Genomic DNA, 16,833 nt, shown 5'->3' on the forward strand with positions numbered 1-16,833 from the left:
ATTCCTTTGGGACCACCAGAAATAAAACTAAATCTCAGCTTCAAGGGTTAAATCAAGACCAAAAAATAGCTTTATGTATTATTTTAAATTAATGATCCCCTTTTCTTTTCAATAAAACCCCTCCAGCTGCTTCTTTGATGATATTGGTAAAAATGAAAGCATTAGGGTCATATTCAAGTACTAAATTACGTAAGTGCCTAACCTCAAAACGCGTCATAATGGTGTAAATAATATCGGTAGGATGACTGATTTCAAAACTATCTTTCATGAAACCCCGCTCCCCTTTATAAACCGTAATACCCTTTCCCATTTGCATAACGACAGCCTTTTTAATATCCTCATGGTTTTTGGAAATAATCGTAACACCAATATATTCTTCCAAGCCTTCCACCACATAATCGATGCTTCGAGTAGCAATAAAATAGGTCAACATAGCATATAGTGCTGTAACCATTCCCAAGCCAATCGCAGCGATTAAAAATAAGATCACATTAATACCTAAAATAATTTCTGAGATCGTAAAGCCGGAACGCTTTAGCGTATACAATGCTAATACCTCAATCCCATCAATGGCACAACCTCCGCGCATCCCCAAGCCAATACCTAAGCCTAAAAAGACCCCTCCAAAAATAGAAACCAATAATTTATCTGATGTGATGACAGGATATGGGACAAATGTAAGTACCAATGCCAAACCGATAACCGCTAATAAAGTGCGTATCGCAAAACTTCTACCAATTAAATATCCACCCATGATGATAAATGGGACATTACACAAGATCACCAGCATGGTGATTGGGATATGATACGTTTCATGAATTAAAAGAGCCCCTCCTGTCACGCCCCCGTCTAAAAAATGATTAGGAACTAAAAAACTCTTTAAAGCAAATCCAGCAAACAAAATGCCTGAAACTGAATAGAAAAAATCTTGAATATTTTCTTTGGTTGAATGAGTACTCATGAATATTTTGATTTTATTAATTGTAAATGTTTCTCTTTTTGCATTGCTCTTGATTTTTGGGAAGTCTTCGTAAAGTATTGATGGTTTTCTAAGAATTTGATTTGAATTTGATCCCAATCAAATACATTGTCAACAACCTTTCTTGCTTGTAATTCATTAAATAATTGATCTCCAATGGCAAAAAAATCATTCCTTCCTAAATAATCTAAATCAGCATCAGCGATAATTTCTTCTAATTTATTCAGTGGTTTTTGCGGAATCTTAGTGGCCATAATCATGCCACAAATAAGATCAATTTGATTTTTATTAAAGCCAATCCTAAACAAATGATCTTGGGCAATTTGGCATGAGATTTCCTCATGTCCATCCGCTTTTACTAAAAAACCGGTATCATGAAAAAGAGCAGCAACTAACAATAGCTCTAAATCATCTTCACCTATACCTTCTAAAATAGCAATTTTACGAGCGCTTATAAATACATCTAGCGTATGCGAAATAGAATGGTAGTGCAAATCAGGAGATAAGTTGATTAGTAAATCAGAAAGCACTAAATCATACACCTCCAGCACTTTAGACGTACAGAAGCATTTTACAAGTGCAAAAATCTGGACCTCTTGTTCTTTCCCTTTTACTTTTATGGCCTCTAACTTTTGAAAATCAAAAAGCCCTAAATTTTCGACTTCAGAAACAACAGATTCCGAAACAAGAATTTGACCTGCATCTGCGTTAGAACATAGCCGGGCAGCTAGATTTACCGCATCACCTATTACGGTATAATTCATTTGATCTTTTGATCCAATATTCCCTGCAATGGCTTTACCTCGATTAATACCAATACCAATCTCAATGGGATCTATACCGTTTAACTTCCTTGCAGCATTGAAATCAAGTAACAAATGTTGCATTTCGATGGCTGTCAACAAAGCTCTTTTCGTATCATCATGCCCATAAATAGGTGCCCCATAAATGATCATTAAGGCATCACCAATAATCTTATCAAGCGTTCCATTGTACTTGAACACGACATCAATCATTAAATCAAAATATTCATTGAGCGTCTTCACCACATCGATGGGATCCATTTTTTCACTCATATTCGTGAAACCACGGATGTCCGTAAAGATTGTTGTCAAGGTTAACTCTTGTCCACCCAGATTCAACAAATCTTCATTTTCTAATATCTTATCAACAATCTGCTTCGAAACATATTTCTTAAAGGTGCTCTTTATTTTATCGAGGTAAGAAATGTCCTCCAAGGCTATGACCGTTCCAATCTGCTCTCCTTGATCATCAATAAGCGGAGAGATGGTTAAGTTGACATTTACAGATTCAACCCCAACTTTAATCAGAAAATTCTGCTCAGAATAAACGCTGATTTCCTGTTCAACTTTCTCCAATAGTTCAATTAAATCAGGATCTTTTTCAAATACAATTTGGTAATGATTACCCAGGCATTCTTCAGCTGAAATATGCGCTATTTTCATAGCAGTCTTATTGATATAATCAATTTCACCAAACAAATTCGTGGTTATCACTCCTGTATGAATCGATTCCATGATGTTATCATTAAATCGTTTCGACTCAATCAGGGTGTCCAATAAATAAGTATTGTTATAGGCTACACTCGCCTGAACCGAAATGGCTGATAGCATGGCCGCGTCCTCTTTTGAAAAATCAGACGTACCATTTCTAAGTTCCTTATCAAAAATGATGATGGAACCCAACAATTGATTTTTTCCGGTAATGGGTGCAGCAAGTGCAAATGATTTTTCTAATCTCTCGAGGAGACTATTTTCAATATTTTGACAAGCGTGCTTATCCTTTTGATTGGCTAATTCATGTAAAAACCCTCTCCTTTTATTGAAAATGATCCTGGACAAGACTTTTTCATCCACATTAAAAACTGCCTTCGGAATAAATAAGTCAGAATTTTTTTCTTCAATCAAAATAAACCCACAAGACGCATCTAAAATCCCGCAGGTTCGAATTAAAATATCCTGTAATAAACCATCTAAATCCTCATGTTCAATCAGGGTATTGGTGATTTCAAGTAAGGTTTCTAATTCAAGCTGCTTGAAGGCAATATTGTTCATATTCTTATTTAATCGCTACCGATTTTACAGTTCTTACGCACTCAAAAGGCAGTAATTGATAAGGCAAAAACTAAATAACGCGCGTTGAAATTATTAAAATCAAAAATCAGCCAAAGCCTCTTCTTTCGTTGAATAAACAGAGGAGTATTTCGTTAAGCCCATAATCTTAAATGTCTTATCCACAATGGGGGCCAAATTATAATATCCTAGTTTTCCATCAACCTCCTGGAGTTTTTCAATAATTTCAATTAAAATCGAAACTCCAATACTATTCACGACCTTCGTTTGGGCCATATCGAGTAAGAATTTCGTATTGCCATTGGAAATATGTTCATAACAAATATTAGAAATCATTTCTCCCCCTTCATTATTTAAATAACCCTCTGTAATTAATATTACTAAATCGTTTTCTACTTCTGTATTTACGTTAAATTGGCTCATGATTCTTTCTTTTTTGTCATTGTTACAGTTGTACCTTCATTTGTAGATTCAAACTCTACGGTATCCATTAATTCTTTAATTAGTTGTAAGCCCCAGCCTCTTTTGCGCTCTTCGGTGCCCACCTTGTTTTCAATTTTAGGTATTTGAACTTTTGATTTGTCAAAACCAATTCCTTGATCAATCACTTTAATGACTAAGGTATCATCCTCTAAAATAAAATGGATAAATACATTATTTTGTGCTTGAGAATGCTCAAATGCATTAATACAAGCCTCAATAAGCGCCATACTGATTTCAGCAGCTTTATCTTCGCTTAAATCCATGTGTTTGGCTACCACCTCAGCTGTATTTATAGCCACCAATTCCATGTTGGCTATAATAGGTAGTTTTAATTCAATTTTCGGTTTGTCCATTTTTCCATTATTATAAATTCGTTAATCTATTTTTTTTGGTAATCCATTATGTCAAATCGGCTTGGTTATGCAAGCATATTATTGCCTTACACATGTTTAATAACCACAATTGTAATGTCGTCAGGGGTTGTTTGGCCTGCCAACCAGTCACTTCCCAATACCACCAAAGCATCCTTAATTTCTTCAGCAGATTTGTTGGCATTCATTAAAATACAATCTTCAACAGCCTGATAGCCAAGTTGAACTCCATTTAAATTGGGCGCTTCAGGTAAACCATCTGAAGCAATGACAAAAATATCACCCTTTGAAAATGAGCGCTCTTCCATGTCAAAAGTAGCCCCAAATAAGCCACCCAAAGGCAAACCACTAATTTGAATTTCTTCGATTTTGTTCGTTTTTGCTGCATACAAATAACAAGGTGGCATGGCCGCCGAGCTAAGTTTCAATTTGTTTTTCTTAAAATGAACGATATTTAAACTCATCCTCAAAATGCCCAAATCAACTTTTTTAACAAGTCGGTTTAAATCAAATAGCATTTTATTCGGCTCATCCAACGGAAGACCTATCAAACCAGCTTTGGTAATGGATACGAGCATACCTGCTGCTGTTCCATGCCCGGTGGCATCGCCACAGACAGCGACCAAACTTCCATCAGGCTGAGGATGAAAATCATAATAATCACCACCCACTTCGGATGAAGTTTGTAAAAAACTTGCTATTTCTAAACCATCTATTTTAGGCAACGTTTTAGGCAACATTCTATTTTGCAAATCTTTGGCCGCCTCTAATTCTGCCATTCTTCGCTCATCTTCTGCCTTACCTCTTGACTTTTTCGCTTGGTATTTTCCAAATAAAATAAAGAGATATGCCAAAATTCCTATGTAAATAAAATAGGCGAATAACGTCCGATACCAAGGAGGAGAAATTTTGAATTTGACACTGGTCTCGTCACTAACATGACCTGAAGCATCCATCGCGCGCACATGAAATATGTAAGAACCTTCTTTTAAATTGGTATACTCCTTTTTAAAATCTCTCGTGTAAGCCGACCACGTATCGTCTTGATTTTCAAGCCAATAACTAAAGGTGGTTTTACTCTCAGTTCCAAATAATGGATAAGCTACCTCAAAAACAAGATTGTTTTGATTAAAAGAAAGTGTACCGGGTTCGATCGGAACAAGTTCCCCATTGGAAGAAATAGAACGAATTAAAGCTTTAAATTTTTGAACGGGTTCTTTTAAGGCCAAAGATGGTATATACCGATACAATTTACTATCCTGCGAACCCAACCAAATCACTTCATTATCCCCACTTCCTTCAGGTAAAATTTGGTAACTCAATTCATCCAAATCCACTTTATAAAAAGGGTACTTTTGGAATGTAAAACCCTTTTTAATATCAAAATACGTTTTAAATAATCCTTTTTTACAGATGAGCCAACCATAACCAGCCTCCTTATTATAGGTATAATTCGCTAGCTCGGTAGTAACCATAGAGTCTAAGCTAAAACCTGAAAACTTAAGTTTTTGGGCTTTAGCGTCAACAATAAAGATTTTATTTGACGAATCAGAAGCAGCCAAAAGACCTTCCTTTAAATAAAAAAGTTTTTTTAACTGCTTGGTTTTAGCAAACGATTTATCTTGACTTAAAGGAGTAAATGTACCTTGGCCCGTTGAATCATAAGTAAACAGCACAACCCCTTTTCGTGTAGATATCAATATTTTACCTGGCTCAGGCTCTTGAATGTCTCTACCACTATACTTTTCTCCGCCAATGACTTTAATTTCTTTCCAAACTCGGCCGTTAAATTGATGTAATAAAAGACCATAGGCGGTATTACTACTAAATAAAAGGGTAGGATTCAGCTTCGATTGTATGGATTCAGAGCTTCGATACGTATCTGAAATTTTAATCTTTTTCCCGTTTAAAATAGCGCTTATCGAAAAATTGTTTGTAGTAACAACTTGATCATCAAATACACTTAAAGCCCCACCCAACTCTTTAACATCCAAAGACTTAAATACCGAAGTTTCAGTGATTGACTTTTTAGGAACAAACTGGAACAAATCTTTTCCTGTTCGAATGAATAATTTTCCCTTGTGCCTTAGGATGTCAGAAACTCCACCTACAATTCCGTTTAATGATGAAAAATTAGTCAAAGAAGGGTCAAAAGAAATTTTAGTAGCACCAGAATTTGATCCCCAAATATCCCCCACGCGGTCCTGCGTAGCGAAATACATGCCATTTTCAACTAAACCTGAACTCGTGCCAACTTCTGCATTTGTACTTAAGTCTTGATTTAAAAATAAGATTCCTTTGTCAGTGGTAATAATAGCGATCTTACCATTTCGCATGACCTTATCATTGATGTAGGACTTCCCTTCAATGACGTATTTATTGGCATATGGATTATTTACAGGCAAAAATTCACCTTTCTTCGTCATCCGAATCAATCCAATGTTTCTAGAGACGAGCAGGTGATCACCATTATCCAATTGATAGTTTGCCTCGATCCGATTTTGAGCAAACAACTTTTCTGACCCTTTTATAACTGAAAAACCTGCTTTTTGTGAGAATTTAAACAAGCCCTTGCCCCAAACTCTCAAATAGACTCCATCAGGTGAACTAAGAATAATATGAACATTATCCTTAAACTTATATGCACGTAAGTACTTTTTGTCTTTAAATAAATAAACCGCATTTTCTGTTTGAAAAAATACGGTATCTTGATGTATAGCTACGCCCCATAAAGAAGCTGTCATCTCGTCCTTCTTGGGTAATTTATCTGAGAGAGAGATGTATTCATTTTGACCAAATTTATTTTTTTGTAGATAACCAAAATTTAAACCGGCAAATCCTACAAAAAGCGTATTTTTCGAATCTGCCTCTGCATCACGAATAAACGCATTCATCGGCTTTCCATCCTGCAATACCCGCCTAACCCGTTGCCCGTCAAATTCGATTAACCCATTTCTAACATTACCGACATAAATGACCCCATCCTTGTCTTGATGTACAAAGAAGTTCCCAAAAGAAGAATTCAAGAAATCTCTTTTATAGTGCGAAATAAAAAAGTTTCCAATTTCTAAATCCTTATCGGTGCTGCTTTTAGAAAATAATCCAAATGGAAGTATCAGCAAAATAGCGATTACTATTTTCATGTAATTAATTTAATATGATAGGTTAGAGGGTAATGTAAAATGGTAAAATCAGAAAGAATTTATAAGTCTCTTTCTGAAACCATTTAGTGAATTTAAAAAAATATCCGGAATTCAGAAAAACTATGAATATTTCATTAACATTTAATAATATTAAATGATATGGTTTAGGCTATTTTCGATTTTTAAAATCTTGAAATGACTTGATTTTGTTGCTTATTCAGTAAACTTCATCACGAAAACATCATCCAATGAATTTAGACGCTGATTCGTAAAACAGCCAACCTAAGTAATCCTTGGTGACCACAGAAACCACCTCAATTGAGGTGGTTTTTTTATTTTACACTCGAATCAAATCGCCACAATCCACCCCCGCCTTTTCCGAGTCGAATTTTAAATGGCTGATTTCCATGGCCACTTCCGGAAACAATTTTATAATCAGCAGCATAGCGATCGCTATTTATACCGTCAACGATACCTGTAAAATGGTAATTTTTAAGTTTCAGTTTAGAAAGATCTAAAGTCAATTCTCTTTCACTCCAATTGGTCAATGCCCCAATGTACCAGATCCCATCTTTTAATCTTGCCGTGACAATATAGGCAGCTGGTTTGCCATCGAGTACAATAGTTTCATCCCAGGTAGTGGGAATATTGCCCACAAATTTCATCAATTCAGGCTCTTTAAATCCCTGCGATGGATTTCCCACAAAATACTGGAGTGGGCTATCATATACAAGGTACATGGCCATTTGGTGCGCACGTGTCCCTTGGGACATAGGTCTATTGGGAATATTTTGAAAACCATTGTCCGTTGAATTTTCCAGCAATCCAGGTTCATAATCCAAGGAGCCCGAAAACATCCGAGTAAACGGAATGGTCAGGTCATGATTTGGCGTAACAAATGGACTCCATCCATTCCATTCTGAACCCATGACCCCTTCGCGCGTGATTGCATTGGGATACGTGATTTCAAATCCTGCAGGTGCCGGGGCGGAATGAATATTTACCATCAACTTATATTTTGCGCATGCCTCGGCAATTTTCTCATAATAATTCATGGTCTTCTGATCGTTCCTATTAATAAAATCAATAAGTATGATTTTGATTCCTTTGGCAGCATATAACTTCAGGTACTCATCCATGTTTTCATTAAGCACCATGGCATTAAACCATAAGCCAAGACCAACGCCCTTTTCTTTGGCATAGCTAGCAATGGCGTCAATATTGACATCCTTATTTAAATTCTTTGGGTTCCCCTTCAGATACCAGCCTTCGTCTATCATGATGTACTCAAGGCCAAATGTTTGGGCAAAATCAATGTAATATTTATACGAGGCCGTATTTTTCCCTGCCTTAAAGTCGACATTAAATAAATTAACATTCACGAGCCATTCGTCCGTAATTTGTCCTGGTTTGATCCAAGATAAATCGCCTTTGATTTTAGATGGAGTAGCTAATTTTTGAACGAGGTCTGAGGCAGGTATGGTGGCGGGATTATCTGTAATGTGCAATATGCGCCATGGAAAAGTTCTTTTTCCTTTTGTTAATGCAATGTAATTCGCAGATTTACTTACATACACTATTTTCATGTAGTTCGCCGTATCCGTGGGTATTTCTTCTTTTAGCGGATAAGCTGAAAAGGCAGTTGATAATCCATTTTGGGCCGATTTGTGCAAGATCATACCCGGATAATCGGTTACATCTGATTCGCCAATAGCTATATATTTTCTATCAGTTGTCTGGATAAGTGCGGGAACAAAAAGAAATGATTTATGATTGATTTCGGAGAGCTTTTTACTAGTGTACTGAGTTTCAAAAGTCGTCTCTGCGGGTGTTTTTTTAACTTTAAAAAAGTTGGCAACTCGTAAAATTTGGTGTTTAATATAATTCACAATCCCAGATCCTACCGGATTCTCCTGCTCATACGGTTCATAAAAAAGGGTAGCATCACGAACGGGATTCACTTCAAATGTCTCGTTCATTACCTTGAGGTCATGATTGGATTGACTAATCCATCGAAACGCCATTCCCTCATCGTACATCCGAATTTCTAAGGCTATTGCTTGGTCAAACTGAATTCGAACTCCCTTATAATGATCAATGAAGATTTTACGTTTAGCGGCAATGGTAGGAGAAAATAGGGTATCTACTTCAAATGACTGTATTTCTTTGACACTTAAATGATCATACGCTTCCCCATCCAGATCTAACCCGATGACTGATTTATCTACCAAGAGCGAATCCTTGTAACTTATCGTATAAGCTAGTTTATGGGCTTGGTTGGACGTATACAGTTGAAACTTCAACTTTTTATCTGGCGAATAAAGCTCAGTGATTTTTTCATCAGCGGGCTGTTGGCACGAAGCCAGCAACATCACTGCCACAAAAAATGGCACTAAAATGACCCAAGGATGGCAAATAGGCTTCATCCAAGAAAACATGAGATTAGCCTGTGAAGAATGAGGCGAATTCTTTGGTAGTAGGTAAAGGTTAATGATCAATTTAGGTATTTGCTTATTAAATTTTTAAAGTAAGGAAGTACTTACCAAACAGTAAAACTCTAGTCATTTTGAAATCTACTCATTCAGAAAAAATATTGTTTATCATGTCAAAGGTATTCGAACTGGTAAATAATATACCGAACACCACAAACAAAATAGCATAAAAAAATCCCAATAAACTTAATTCCTTACTGCTTACTGACTTTAATGGATTGGGTATGTGTTTCACTGGTATCTAAAATCTGAAGTAAATAGGTTCCCATAGGTAAAGCTTGAACATCAAGTATACAATCTTCTACCAAGTTTTCCCTTTGTAGATAAGGAATGCCATTCAGATCAAAAAGTCTAATTTTTGCATTAGGCAGAAAATTAGATGGGATCTTAATGTGAAGTTTATCATGCACAGGGTTTGGATAAGCTAGGGACAAATGTGCTTCTTCCACTTGATTTCCAGTAATCAAAATAGACACGGCAGTTGACAGTTTACTTTTACATCCTTTTGAGTCAAACGCCATCACGGTATAGCTTCCCGAAGATGTAGCTTTAATTAAGGCTGTCGTTTGGCCAGCTATTGTCTTCCCATTCAAATACCATGCATAACTAGCTCCGTTAGTCGCTGAAAGCTCTATAAAATTCTTTATTTCAATAATAGGCGTACTAGGATTAGGAATAGTAGGACAATCATCCACATGATCCATCAGTCCATCTTTATCCGTATCTTTTTGACTATCCGCACACCCATTTGTGTCCACTTTACTACCTACAGGAGTGTTCAAACATAAATCTAAATGATCTAAAACACCATCCACATCTCGATCAAAATGAGGCGAAGACACAACAAAAATCGATGTGGAATACACGCTATCTTTGTCTGACTTAATTTTTAGTCGGACAAATTTCTTATCAAAATCATCTGTTATGACTTCCTTTTTATTTTGACCAAATTTCCGGTAGCTAATACGATCATTACTCTGCTCCCACGTGTAGACGAGGTTCTTATTTTGATATTCTGCCGAATTAGAAGCCGCATATTCCACTTGTAGATTTTGAGGTAATCGCTGCAAAGGACTCACCTTAATAAATGGTGTTGCCATTCGATTAGGCACTGTCGTTAAGGTAACGGGTTTACTCTGGCTAGTCCTATTTCCTTGTTGATCATATACCGAAACTTGATAGTTATTCGTCGCATTTTCCGACAAATATGGAGTTAAAAAAGAGCCAACCACCGTTCGCCCATTCAACACGCGCTCCTCAACAAAATCACCGTTTAATTGCAAGTGAATTGAACTTAACGGATTGGCATTTGAAATTTTATAATCGATTTTCATCATGCCTCCTTGTAATTGAAGACTCGAAATTTCAACCGGAGAAATTGGCTGATTTAGCGCTTGATTAAAAAAATGACTTCTATTGATAATCAGCGCATCTGCATATGAAAGACGAGTATAGTTTTGCTCATAGGCATTTGGATAAAAATTACCCCGAATTCCCCTCAAGCCATTCCCCATCATATTTCCATAAAAATTTTCATCATTTCTAAAATCATGAGGCAATCCAAAGGCATGCCCTAATTCATGCGCCAATGCCCCTAAATAAGATGATGTAACCGAACTAAACGTGGTTCCTTCAAACCATGCAAAGGATTTATCTTTGACTAATGGTAATGGACCCAAATCAATATTCAATTGACCTGCATATGCCTGATTAGAAGTGAAATTAGATTCACTAAATAAGGCTAATGCATTTGATCCAATCATCGCAACGCCACCCCCATCTCCCGATCCAAAACCACCACCCAAAGCAGTCCCACCACTGATAGACCCATCTTGACCCATCACATGACACTCTGTAATAACCACCCACGTTTCTCCTCGCTTCCAGATCCCGATACCAAGTTTAGAGGCTTCCGTCAATGACCTACCCCACATGTCTGACCAGAAATAGGTATCATCAAATGTTTGTGATTTCACGGTGTGAACAATAGGAGCTCCCTTCGCATCAAGCTCCAAGGTAAATGTCTTTTCCCCAAAGCCATTTAGTTCCATTTGATCTTCATAGAACTTTTGAATTTGCTTCATCGCATACTGCATATTTGCGACTGCATAAGGTTTCGCAACTCGATTTTTAGGGATCAAATAAGCCAATCTAACAACGGGCTTTGTATTCGAATTTTGATTTATGGATTGACTAGCCATTTCAGGAAGTTGACTTAAATCAACTTCCATTTGACAATTTTCTCCCAAAAGCTTAGACTGAGAAAAAGATATTTGTGAAAAAAGTAACCCGAAAAAGATAAACAAAATCCTGTAAGCCATGCATATTCAAATTAAAAGCACGCATCCAAGGGAAGGGCTAAATGTTGATTCGAATTTAACAATAAATCCATTTCAAATAAAACAAATCTGGTACCTATTGAGCTTCCTAAAAATGGAGCTTAACTTGTAGCTGTCATTTGGTTAGCAAATGCCTCTCCATTCAAATACCTTGTATAACTTGCTCAATTAGTCGCCGAAAGCTCAATAACAATCTTTATTTCAACAATAGACTTGCTGAAATTGGATAATGCCAGAAATTATAGGGAGGCTAGGACTTATTTTTTCCATGGTACGTAGCATCATTGTAGGATTAGATGTTCATGATTTGGGGACACGTATGCTTCAATCACGTATTGTCATGATCGGAGAACCTATCAGCTGGTTCCCCAAGAAAAGTGGCCAAGATTGAAAAAATGGATAAACAAAAGGGATTAATGAAAACTAGGTAAACTCAAAAAAAATGGCCTATTAAAGGCCATTTATTTATTTGTTCAATTCTATTTCTAGTAGCGTTTTTAACTCATTTAGCTTTTCTTTTTGCTGAAGCGCTAAATTAATTTTTTCTTCCGGATCCGTTTTTAAATTGTACAGTTGATCTTCCAAATCATTCCCAAGTTCAATATTAACCAAGGGATTAAATTTAGCAGCTTTCCCACTTCTGATAAATTTCCAATCCCCTTTTTTAATGGCTAAGCTACCCGCTTGTTCAACAATATATTCTCGCCCTAGCTTATTTTTTCCTACCCATGTACTTAAGTTGGCCCTAGAATCTTTTGCAGAGTTCTCATTAAAAGAAGTCCCTAGCAATTGGCTCATTGTAGCTAGAAAATCAATTTGAGAGATTAGTGCATTTGACTTACCCACTGGGACTTTTTTAGGCCAACGGACAATAAAAGGAACACGTGTGCCTGCCTCAAATGAACTATATTTTCCACCTCTTAAATTACCAGCAGGTTGATGTAATCCTATATTTTCCTTAGAGCCATCGATGTATCCATCATCCACAACTGGCCCATTATCGCTTGTTAAAATAACCAATGTGTTTGAAGTTAAATGCAATGAATCAAGCGTTTTCATTAATTGACCCACCGAATCATCCAGTTGCAACAGTGCGTCTCCCCTAGTACCAAATCCGCTTTTTCCTAAAAAGCGTGAATGAGGAATTCTTGGAACATGAATATCATGCGTAGCAAAATATAGAAAGAAAGGATTTTTCTGATTACGAACCATAAAAGACTTTGCTTTGTCAGCAAAAGTTTGAGCCATATCCTCATCATCCCATAGCGCCTGTTTCCCACCCACCATAAATCCAATTCTACCCACGCCATTTACAATGGTATTGTCATGTCCATGCGAATGCTTCATTTTTAAAAGTTCTGGATTTTCTTTACCCGTCGGTTGGTTACCGATTTTCTTAAGGTAACTCACTTGGATAGGATCCTGACTAGCTAGATTACGAACATGGTCATTTTCAACATAAACACAAGGAACTCGATCACCCGTCGCTGGCATAATAAATGCTTCTTTGAAACCAATATCTAAGGGTCCATCGGCGATTTTTCCATTCCAATTAGGCCCACCCAAAGGCCCCAAACCTAAATGCCACTTGCCTATAACCGCTGTATTATACCCCGCTTTCGAAAAAATAGTCGCAACAGTTTGTTGGCCCCCAGGAATCAGTGCCACAGCATCTCCTGTCGCCACGCCTGTATCTTTCCTGCGAAATGCGTATTCACCCTTCAACAAAGAGTATCGAGAAGGAGTACATGTAGCCGAAGTCGTATGCGCTTGCGTGAATATTAGTCCTTTTTTTGCTAGCTGGTCTATATTGGGTGTTTTAATCGTCTTAGATCCGTAGCAACCTAAATCACCGTAGCCTAAATCATCCACATATATAAAAACGACATTGGGTTTTTGACCCAAGGCACAAAGAGGAATAAATACCAATAAGTATTTAATTACGCGGCCAAATTTCTTTTTCATATGATTAGTTTAACTGTTTAATTAATTACAAACACAGGGATTTTTAAAAATAAGTTTGAAAATTAGCTCCCTGCCGACTTTTGATTCGCACTCCTTCCCCAATCTGGAAGATCAATTTGGAGGTTGTCATGCTTTTCAAGCATTTCCTTTTTCAATAGGTTACGCATCCGTTTTATTCTCCTTTGCTGCGTTTTATCTTGGGCCAAATTATACTTTTCCCATGGATCCGTTTTGAGATTGAATAGTTGGCTTGTCAACACGCCATTCACATTATACAAAATTAATTTGTACCCATCCTTCGTTTTCAAACTCCTACTCCAATGCCCATAAACATTGTAAATTTGATCCCTTACAGCTTTTTCTGGATGATGCAAAATCGGTAATAGACTTTTTGCCTCCACCGTTTTAGGAGCTTTAATTTCTAAATAATCATAAATAGTAGGAGCAATATCACTTAAATAAACAAAGGAGTTATTTAGGACGTTTTTAGGTATTCCCGGACCTGAAAATATCATGGGAACCCGGATGCTATGCTCATATAAATTTTGCTTCCCCAAAAGACCATGTTGGCCCATCGCCAACCCATTATCTCCCGCAAAAACAATCAACGTATTTTTCAACAAGCCTTCTTTTTCCAATGTTGACATGATTCGCCCAATCTGCTCATCGAGCTCCGAAATCATGCCATAATACGCAGCAATATCTTGTTTAATGGCTACTTCAGTCCGAGGATGAGGTAATAAATTTTCATCCCGTACATGTAAATCCCCATTATTAAAGGGATGTTCCGGCAGAAAATTGGGCGGTAATGAGATTTTCGAAGGATCATACGCTTTAGAAAATCTTGCCGTAGGTGTCCGCGGATCATGTGGCGAAGTAAAAGCTACATAACAAAAAAATGGCTTTTCTTTGGCTTCCTGACTACCTAAAAAATCAATGGCTGTTTGTGCATATAAATGCGAACTATAGGTATCACTTAGGAAACTTTTCTCAGGAGGATAACTCCCTGTTGGATCAAAGTGGTTAACCCGCGGATGTTCCTGACCTCCTTCTTTAGGAAAATGCATGCCCCCAAAAAAGATATGATCAGCCTTTGAAAACATCCGTGCATAGGATTTTTTATCGCTATGCCACTTCCCCGTGTGAAAGGTAGTATATCCTTTTTGGCGTAAAACCTCAGGCAAACTAACCAAACTATCGTGAATCACATTTCCATCACCAGGCAATCGATTTACATACCTGCCCGTCAACAACATCACCCGCGAAGGAATACAAACCGCTCCTTGGTGACCACCCATCACATGGGCTTGTTGGAAAGTCAACCCACTTTTCACCAAATGATCTAAATTAGGAGTTTTGATTTCTTTATTCCCCAATGCCTGAATAGTTCGATAAGATTGATCGTCGCTGTAGAGAATTACAATGTTTTTTGCGGGGAAATTCGTTGATGCAGATTGAGCCCAAACAGAAGGAATAGACATGATCAATACACAGCAAATGAATAGATTTTGAATACTATTTTTCATATGTTCGGTCTACAATGTGATATGCAAATGCGCGTACAAAATAGAAAGAATCCAATGAAAAGTATAAATAGATTGCTTCTTTAAATAAATCAAATTAAATTAAACATTAAATAAACCTATAATAAACCATGCATAAGCCTGTAGCAATAAGTTCCTTAAGTAAACGAGATACTCAAATTTCAATTTTTCTTATTGGACTTATGTTTTTCATTTTTGGTTTTGTGTCCTGGGCCAATGCCATTTTAATTCCTTACTTTAAAATTGCCTGCGAATTAAGTAATTTCAGAGCCTATTTAGTCACATTTGCGTTTTACATTTCCTATTTTGTGATGTCAGTTCCTGCCTCTTACCTATTAAAATCCCTTGGATTTAAAAAGGGTATGATGCTGGGTTTTTGGATCATGTCAATAGGGGCTTTTATTTTTATTCCTGCGGCGATGGGCCGCACCTACTCCATTTTTTTAGTTGGTTTATTTACCTTAGGGACAGGTTTAGCCATTCTTCAAACGGCCGCTAACCCGTACATTACCTTGCTCGGACCCAAAGAAAATGCGTTGCAACGAATCAGCATCATGGGGATTTGCAACAAAGGAGCCGGAATTTTAGCCCCATTGGTATTTGCAGCAGTGATATTAAAAGCTACCGACAGTGATTTGTTCAAAAATTTGGCATTTATGTCAGGTGAAAATAGAAATATTGCGTTAAACGAACTGATTTCAAGGGTCATCGAACCCTACTTTTACGTGGGTATCATACTCTTTTTACTCGGCCTAGCCATTCGTTTTTCCCCTTTACCTGAGATCGATACGGACCAAGAAAGTCTGGAATCAACGCAAAGCAACGCATCCAAAAAAAATATTTTGCAATTCCCACATTTGATTTTAGGCGCTTTTGCTATTTTTCTACACGTAGGAACGCATATCATCGCGATTGATACCATTATCGGATATGCAGGATCCATGCAGATTCAACTCCTGGAGGCCAAGGTATTTCCAGCGTTTACCCTTGCAGCTACGATTTTAGGCTATATCATTGGCATCATCTGTATTCCAAGGTTTATTAGCCAAGTGAATGCATTGCGCATTTGTACGGTCTTAGGTTTACTTTTTTCAATTGGTATTTTAGTGAGTCACGGGATGGTCGAAATTGCTGGATTAAAAGCGGACATCAGTATCTGGTTTGTCGTCGCACTGGGCTTGGCCAATTCGTTAATTTGGGCAGGAATATGGCCATTGGCACTTGATGGCTTAGGGAAATTCACCAAAATCGGCGCTTCCATTCTCATTATGGGATTATGTGGAAACGCTATTATGCCGCTTGTTTATGGCTATTTCGCAGATCTTTATGATTTAAAATCTGCCTATGCCGTTTTATTACCTTGCTATGTTTACCTTATCTTTTATGCCGTAAAAGGACATCAAATTAAAAATTGGACATTTTGA

Annotated in this window: 11 protein-coding genes; 2 read left to right on the forward strand and 9 right to left on the reverse strand. The window is 37.1% G+C overall.

Annotated features, from left to right (window positions below; translation table 11 throughout):
• Window positions 1-88 precede the first annotated feature (88 nt).
• The 7 genes from ACIQ6T_RS04275 to ACIQ6T_RS04305 form a co-directional block, all read right to left on the reverse strand.
• The gene (locus ACIQ6T_RS04275) at window positions 89-961 is read right to left on the reverse strand and encodes a YitT family protein (RefSeq protein ID WP_395784584.1); all 873 of its coding nucleotides are present in this window, start codon (window positions 959-961) and stop codon (window positions 89-91) included.
• Entirely contained in the window at window positions 958-3,054 is a 2,097-nt protein-coding gene (locus ACIQ6T_RS04280; protein WP_395784586.1) for an adenylate/guanylate cyclase domain-containing protein, read from the reverse strand. The genes ACIQ6T_RS04275 and ACIQ6T_RS04280 overlap by 4 nt, the downstream gene beginning before the upstream one ends.
• Before the next feature lie 99 nt (window positions 3,055-3,153).
• Window positions 3,154-3,495, reverse strand: coding sequence for an STAS domain-containing protein (locus tag ACIQ6T_RS04285; RefSeq protein ID WP_395784588.1), 342 nt, complete (start codon window positions 3,493-3,495; stop codon window positions 3,154-3,156).
• Window positions 3,492-3,908: an ATP-binding protein gene (locus ACIQ6T_RS04290; RefSeq protein WP_395784590.1), complete on the reverse strand. Its 417-nt coding sequence runs from the start codon at window positions 3,906-3,908 to the stop codon at window positions 3,492-3,494. The genes ACIQ6T_RS04285 and ACIQ6T_RS04290 overlap by 4 nt, the downstream gene beginning before the upstream one ends.
• Before the next feature lie 86 nt (window positions 3,909-3,994).
• Window positions 3,995-7,069: a SpoIIE family protein phosphatase gene (locus tag ACIQ6T_RS04295; RefSeq protein ID WP_395784592.1), complete on the reverse strand. Its 3,075-nt coding sequence runs from the start codon at window positions 7,067-7,069 to the stop codon at window positions 3,995-3,997.
• Between the two features lie 332 nt (window positions 7,070-7,401).
• Window positions 7,402-9,507, reverse strand: coding sequence for a glycoside hydrolase family 97 protein (locus tag ACIQ6T_RS04300; protein ID WP_395784594.1), 2,106 nt, complete (start codon window positions 9,505-9,507; stop codon window positions 7,402-7,404).
• Between the two features lie 248 nt (window positions 9,508-9,755).
• Window positions 9,756-11,792: a T9SS type A sorting domain-containing protein gene (locus ACIQ6T_RS04305; protein ID WP_395784596.1), complete on the reverse strand. Its 2,037-nt coding sequence runs from the start codon at window positions 11,790-11,792 to the stop codon at window positions 9,756-9,758.
• 376 nt (window positions 11,793-12,168) lie between these two features.
• Here ACIQ6T_RS04305 and ACIQ6T_RS04310 point away from each other — a divergent pair, with 376 nt between their 5' ends.
• Window positions 12,169-12,291: a hypothetical protein gene (locus ACIQ6T_RS04310; protein WP_395784598.1), complete on the forward strand. Its 123-nt coding sequence runs from the start codon at window positions 12,169-12,171 to the stop codon at window positions 12,289-12,291.
• A gap of 74 nt (window positions 12,292-12,365) precedes the next feature.
• Here the strand turns inward: ACIQ6T_RS04310 and ACIQ6T_RS04315 are convergent, their stop codons facing one another.
• Both ACIQ6T_RS04315 and ACIQ6T_RS04320 read right to left on the reverse strand, forming a co-directional pair.
• Window positions 12,366-13,865: an arylsulfatase gene (locus ACIQ6T_RS04315; protein WP_395784600.1), complete on the reverse strand. Its 1,500-nt coding sequence runs from the start codon at window positions 13,863-13,865 to the stop codon at window positions 12,366-12,368.
• Window positions 13,866-13,927: 62 nt separating this feature from the next.
• Window positions 13,928-15,391, reverse strand: coding sequence for a sulfatase-like hydrolase/transferase (locus ACIQ6T_RS04320; RefSeq protein ID WP_395784602.1), 1,464 nt, complete (start codon window positions 15,389-15,391; stop codon window positions 13,928-13,930).
• 128 nt (window positions 15,392-15,519) lie between these two features.
• On the opposite strand from ACIQ6T_RS04320, the gene ACIQ6T_RS04325 reads away from it, so the two are divergent.
• Window positions 15,520-16,833 carry a sugar MFS transporter gene (locus ACIQ6T_RS04325; RefSeq protein WP_395784604.1) on the forward strand — a complete coding sequence of 438 codons (1,314 nt, stop codon included), beginning with the start codon at window positions 15,520-15,522 and terminating at the stop codon, window positions 16,831-16,833.

It is taken from the genome of Aquirufa sp. (assembly GCF_044377215.1).
Taxonomy (GTDB): Bacteria; Bacteroidota; Bacteroidia; order Cytophagales; family Spirosomataceae; genus Aquirufa.